Consider the following 5638-nt stretch of genomic DNA (forward strand, 5'->3'; position numbering starts at 1 on the left):
CGATGGCGCGGTCGATCCGGGATCTTGAACTTCTGCTGGCCATCCAGTCGGAGCATGACCCGAGGCATCCGCATTCCAGCGGGCCCTATCGCCCCGAAGCAACGGATGCGAAGCTGAGGATCGGCTGGCTGGGCAACTGGGGTGGCGCCTATGCGATGGAGCCGGGGGTTCTGGAACTGTGCGAGGCAGCCGTCCGCGTGTTCGAGGACTTGGGTCACAGCGTCACGGCCCTGACGCCCCCCTTTCCGGCCGAAGCGCTGTGGGAGGCTTGGACCCTGCTGCGCAGCTGGACCATCGCCGGCAACCTGGCGCCGCTGCTGCGGAAATCGCCTGAACTGGTGAAGCCTGAACTGCACTGGGAAATCGAGCGGGGCCTTGCAGCGACCGCTGCGGACATTCGTAGGGCCAGCACCATCCGCTCGGACTGGTTCCGCTGCACGGCCGGCATGGAAGTGGATATCCTGGCTCTGCCTTCGGCGCGGCTCTTTGCCTTCGACGCTGACTGGCACTGGCCGCAGGAAATCGCGGGCAGAGCGATGGACACGTACCACCGCTGGATGGAGGTTGTCGTGCCCGCCTCCCTCACCGGCCTGCCTGCGCTGTGCGTTCCGGCGGGATTCGGGGCAGCGGGCACGCCAATGGGGCTGCAGCTGATCGGCCATCGTGGACAGGACGCGGCGGTCCTCAATCTCGGGCGGAAATATGAAGCGGCCACCGACTGGATCGCGCACGGGCCTGCCATCTGAGGGGCGGAGATTGCGGAGGCAGCCGATCCGCTTCTGCCGAGGACTGCACCTTACCGGCCCATAGCTGCCAGACGGCTCCAGTCAAGCGCTGCCTTGCAGCAACCCCAGACCGGACGTTCTTGCTTGCCGCGGCGCGATTGATCGCCACCGCACGATCTGGATCAGCCTGATATCTTTGACAAGTTTATCCATTTCATTCACCTCATGTTGTTTCTTGCGGACCACCGATTAGGATCGTGTTGCCGCCGAACTCCTCACGCGTCATGTCCAATGTAGGGGCGATGCTCTCGAACACGCCCGGTTCGCCCAGCACGAGCTGTCTGACCTCGCTGCAGGCGGCCTGCCAACGATCGGGATGGCGCTGCAGCATGCGGCCAAAACCTTCCCCGCCCTCGAGTGCCCGGTAATATTCGTCAGGCGGCCCGTCCTCGAAGGATCGCAGGAACGATCGGAGACGCAGCGTGGCAACCGCATGCTGGTCCATCTCGACCGACATGCGGATCTCCATCGGCATCCCCGGCTCTCGGCCAGCCCGGGAGAACCTCTCCCCCAGACCACCGGGACCGGCGAACAGATCGATGATCCCGTAATTGATGGTCATGGCATCCCCCACTTTTCGATGCCGTCATAGAGGAAAAGTTCATGCCCGTGCCAGGTGGAAACGACGGACCGGAAGCCCCATGTCGGACATATGACCGACGTGATGGACAGACAGACCCGCTCCGAAGTTATGGCAAGGATCCGTGGACGTGACACCAAGCCCGAGTTGCTGGTTCGCAGGTCTCTTCATGCCATGGGCTTCCGGTTCCGGCTCAATCAGCGCAGGCTCCCGGGTTCACCAGATATCGTGTTGACGAAGTGGCGCACCGCGATCTTCGTCCACGGATGTTTCTGGCACCGACATCACGGCTGCCGCAAAGCGACGACACCCTCGACGAATGTCGAGTTCTGGTCCGCGAAATTCAGGGCCAACATGGCCCGGGACCAGCGGGCCCTCGATGACTTGGCCGCCTTAGGCTGGAGGACTGCGGTGGTCTGGGAATGTGCCGTGCAGAGGTCCAGTGCGCCATCCACGCTAAGCAATCTTGTCGATTTCATAAGAGATGGCACGGCCGACAGGATCGACATCGGTGGTGCCGGCACACCCGTTTCCTGATCCGGCGGCTAAAGAACGTGCGCAGTGAGGTGGCACTGCAAGTGCTGGCCTACAACATCAAGCGGATGGTGGCGCTGATCGGCATCCGGCAGCTGATGCAGGCGATCGAGGCCTGATTGCCGCTTCGTAGCCCCTTGCTGTGCCTCCGGGACGCTCACACCCGACTTCCGGCTCGAACGACAGGGGCAATAGCCAGGAGAGGACAGCAATACTCCAACTCCTCGGAAGCGCCCCGCGGCACCGCTGCGCTGGTGGGTTTTGACAAAGCCCCGGCCGTTCGCTTCGCTTGTTGGCCGGCATGGGGCTGCGAGGCATGCTGTCGTCGCAATCCCACGTGAGCAGTCTGCGGCAGAGCTGCGGAAGGCACGCCTTCTCAATCGCCGAAGGCCATGACCTTGAACTACCTGCACAGGCGAGATTTTCGATGAATGAATTGGCTCCCCGGATCCAGCGTGAGATTGCCCGCGCCCGCAAGGTGATCGAAAATGCGCATGCAGGGCTCATCCGCGTCTTCGAGCGGGACACCATTCAGAAGCTCGTAATGCCGATGCTCGCCGCGATCGGATGGGACACGCTCGATCTGACCAAGGTTCGCGAGGAGTTGCAATCCTCCGGCGGCGGCAGGGCAGACATCGCCTGTTTCACCGGCGGGCGGGTGGTGATGCTCACCGAGGCCAAGGCCATCAACGACAGCATCGACGATCCCCGATTCATCAGCCAGGCAATGAAATACGGCACCGACGAGGGTGCAAACTGGTGCGTGCTCACCAACGGGCGGATCTGGGCGATCTACCATGCCAATGCGGAAGGCGAGGCGGCCGACAAGATCTTCCGCCGCTTCGATATCACCGATCTTGCGGACGAGATTATCGCCATCGACAGCCTAAGCCTTCCAGCCAAGTCCGCCATGTAGGACCGCGAGATCGACCGTGCTTGGCAGAGGGATCACGCAGATAGGCGGGTTGAGGCGGCGCTCCGCACGCTGCTCTCCGGCGATCCGGCCTTCATCACCCTCATCCGCAAACGCATCTAGGCCGACCATGTGGATCTCGCGCCGCTGCAGATCCGGGAGGCGCTGGCCCGGTTGGATCTTCGTATCGGAAGCCGGCTGCCCGGCGAGCGCCCGGATGCCACGCCATCACTGCCGCAGCCCGTCGCCGAGCCGCGCCCGGCACAGACGCTGCCAGCGAGTCCGCAACCGCAGCCGAGCGCCGCCGGCGGTGCTCCTGGCGATTGGAAGGAAGTGAAGGTCTCCCACCTCATCGATGCTGGCCTCATAGGGTCGGGGACATCCTGAGGATCAAGGCCAACCCGGGGTCGGAAGCCAAGATCATCGACGGCCGGCGCTGCAACTACCAAGGCGTCGACATGAGCTACGGACAGTGGGGTGCCGCGTGAAGGGCTGGGTGCGACCTTGGACTTGTGTCTTGTCCAGGAAAATTTTGGGACATTGCTCACCGCCCGTGCACGTGGCCGAGGAGGACCCTAAAGGGCAGGTTAAGGACTGGCGCCGCGTCGTTACGCACCACGCCAAATTCTCATCCCCCACTGCCTCACTGCAATCGCATCTAGCTTCGGTGATCGTCTGATTCAACGCTCAGTCATCGACTGTCCATCACAAGTAAATTTCCTATGTCAGGAAGAAAAAAGTGCGCATGATCAGGGAGTGGCTTGTTTGCCGTGGGTCAACATCCAACCTCCTGCAGCATCCGGTCACGCTCAGCATCGTCGATGGCGCTGCATCAGCAAATTCGTAAGATGTTTGCGCGAACTCGCAAGGTGGCATAAGCGCAGTGGAGAAGCTGCCGTGCCGCATGAGAGGGAACGTGACCTTGAAGACCGAGCCCCTCCACCGCCAGAACATTGTCGGCGCCGCTTGGATGATCGTTGCCATGGCCGCCTTTGCCATAGAGGACGCGCTTGTGAAGGCGGTGTCCGATCTTCTGCCTGTCGGCCAAATCATGGCCCTCTTCGGCTTGGGCGGTGCGGTGATCTTTGCGGCCATTGCGCGTCGTCAGGGCGACACCCTCGTGACGCCGGATGTTGTCTCGCCTGCAATGCGGATCCGCGTGCTCTTTGAGATCACCGGGCGGCTGTTCTATGTCTTGGCCCTGGCGCTGATCCCGCTTTCGACGGCGACCGTGATTCTGCAGGCGACGCCTTTGGTGGTGGTGGCCTCTGCGGCCCTGATCTTTGGAGAGCATGTGGGCTGGAGGCGGTGGACCGCCATCGCCCTTGGCCTGATGGGCGTGCTCATCATCCTCCGGCCGGGCACAGAGGGTTTCTCGGTCCTGTCGCTTCTGGCGCTGGTCGGCATGCTGGGCTTTGCAGGCCGTGATCTGGCCAGTCGCGCTGCGCCGCGCAGCCTGAGCACGGCCATCCTCGGCCTTTACGGCTTTCTGGCTCTGGCGGTTGCAGGCCTGCTGTTTTCCCTGTGGCAGGGCGAAGCGTTCCGGTTTCCCGATGGGCGCGCCGGCTTGCTGCTGTCAGGCACCGTTCTTGTCGGCATCGGAGCCTATTCATGCCTGATGAAGGCCATGCGCACCGGGGATGTGTCGGCCGTCACGCCGTTCCGCTATACCCGGCTTCTGTTCGGTGCCGCATTGGGTATCCTGCTGTTCGGTGAGACGCTGACCGTCGGCATGCTGGCAGGGTCGGGGCTGATCGTGCTGTCGGGCCTCTTCATCCTGTGGCGCGGGCAAAAAGGAACGGTTGAGTTGGATCAAATGGCTGGGGCAGCCGCACGAGGCTCTCAGGACCAGTGACGACCTCTGGACCTGTCATTTCCCAGCCAATTTCATCGCGTCAATCTTTTGAATTTGCTTGGGGTATGTGCCATGGCTGCACCGTTCCCGGGCTGACCGGCAGCATGACACGACTGCTGCGCCACTGGCATGACCCATGGGATCAGGAGGCCAAGGTTGCGCCGCAGGGCATCGCTGTTCTTGGTCGAGCCTTGACACGGCTATCGACCTGCCATGTCCTTCCATGGGTTGTCTTTCCCCCCATGCGACAGAGAGCCGCCTGTGAAATACCAACGGCTGCGTGTCGGCGAACTGGTGAGCGCCTCTTCTTCCAAGCCTTCTAAATACGGTTTTTAAGTAAAGAAGCCGCTGCTGACAGTTCTTGGTGATAAAAGAATTTTCTTGAACATGCCGGCCAGTTTCGTTCCTTTACAAGATATTCAAAGCTCGCAGCTTGCTGAGCCAGATCAGTGCAATCATCATCGGAAGCAGGATCACTTGTCACAGCGTGCAAGCATTTTCACTTTGCCTGCTGTTGGGAAGGAGGCTGTGTTCAAGTAACTTGGCTCAAGCGCGTCAATGAGCCAGAGAGCGAGTTGTTCAAGCAAGCCAAGATACAGGTGCTCGATCAAGATCACAGAGATATCGGTCCCCTGCGGGATTGCTTCTGCCGTTACCCGCCTTCGAGCTCCGGCTGAGTCATCACAAACCAATGGAGAGGCCTTGGACGGGCAGTTTTCGTATGCTTGAGTCGTACCAAGGACATTGCCCGGCAAGGACTGCTGGGGCGGGTGTGAGCGATCGGAAAGCGGCGCTTTGGCGTGATGGTTGTCTCGCGCCGCAGTAAAGGTCGGACGCGTGTGGCATACGCGATAACGCCAGGCTGCCTCCGCAATCTCCGCCCCTCAGATGGCAGGCCCGTGCGCGATCCAGTCAGTGGCCGCTTCATATTTCCGCCCGAGATTGAGGACCGCCGCGTCCTGTCCACGATG

The 5638-nt window shown here is 61.6% G+C and carries 5 protein-coding genes; 4 read left to right on the forward strand and 1 reads right to left on the reverse strand.

Translation table 11 applies throughout. From position 1 onward, the window contains the following. Positions 1 to 746, forward strand: a 746-nt coding sequence (locus tag ACLHHB_RS02690; protein ID WP_410216742.1) for an amidase family protein, incomplete at its 5' end; no start/stop codon positions are given. A 202-nt stretch (positions 747 to 948) separates the two neighbouring features. Here the strand turns inward: ACLHHB_RS02690 and ACLHHB_RS02695 are convergent. Then, complete coding sequence (locus ACLHHB_RS02695) at positions 949 to 1347, reverse strand: hypothetical protein (protein WP_410216743.1); 399 nt, start codon at positions 1345 to 1347, stop codon at positions 949 to 951. Between the two features lie 90 nt (positions 1348 to 1437). On the opposite strand from ACLHHB_RS02695, the gene ACLHHB_RS02700 reads away from it, so the two are divergent. From ACLHHB_RS02700 to ACLHHB_RS02710, 3 genes are all read left to right on the forward strand, one after another. Beyond that, positions 1438 to 1902 carry a very short patch repair endonuclease gene (locus tag ACLHHB_RS02700; protein ID WP_410216744.1) on the forward strand — a complete coding sequence of 155 codons (465 nt, stop codon included), beginning with the start codon at positions 1438 to 1440 and terminating at the stop codon, positions 1900 to 1902. Between the two features lie 424 nt (positions 1903 to 2326). Beyond that, entirely contained in the window at positions 2327 to 2815 is a 489-nt protein-coding gene (locus tag ACLHHB_RS02705; protein ID WP_410216745.1) for a hypothetical protein, read from the forward strand. Positions 2816 to 3782: 967 nt separating this feature from the next. Then, positions 3783 to 4667, forward strand: a complete 885-nt coding sequence (locus tag ACLHHB_RS02710; protein WP_410216746.1) for a DMT family transporter — start codon at positions 3783 to 3785, stop codon at positions 4665 to 4667. Positions 4668 to 5638 lie beyond the last annotated feature (971 nt).

It is taken from the genome of Paracoccus sp. (in: a-proteobacteria), assembly GCF_046462195.1.
GTDB lineage: Bacteria > Pseudomonadota > Alphaproteobacteria > Rhodobacterales > Rhodobacteraceae > Paracoccus.

Excerpts from the sequence above, each read along its gene's own strand:
- ACLHHB_RS02695 (WP_410216743.1), bottom strand. The coding sequence starts at position 1,347 with ATGACCATCAATTACGGGATCATCGATCTGTTCGCCGGTCCCGGTGGT.
- ACLHHB_RS02705 (WP_410216745.1), top strand. The coding sequence starts at position 2,327 with ATGAATGAATTGGCTCCCCGGATCCAGCGTGAGATTGCCCGCGCCCGC.
- ACLHHB_RS02700 (WP_410216744.1), top strand. The coding sequence starts at position 1,438 with ATGACCGACGTGATGGACAGACAGACCCGCTCCGAAGTTATGGCAAGG.
- ACLHHB_RS02710 (WP_410216746.1), top strand. The coding sequence starts at position 3,783 with ATGATCGTTGCCATGGCCGCCTTTGCCATAGAGGACGCGCTTGTGAAG.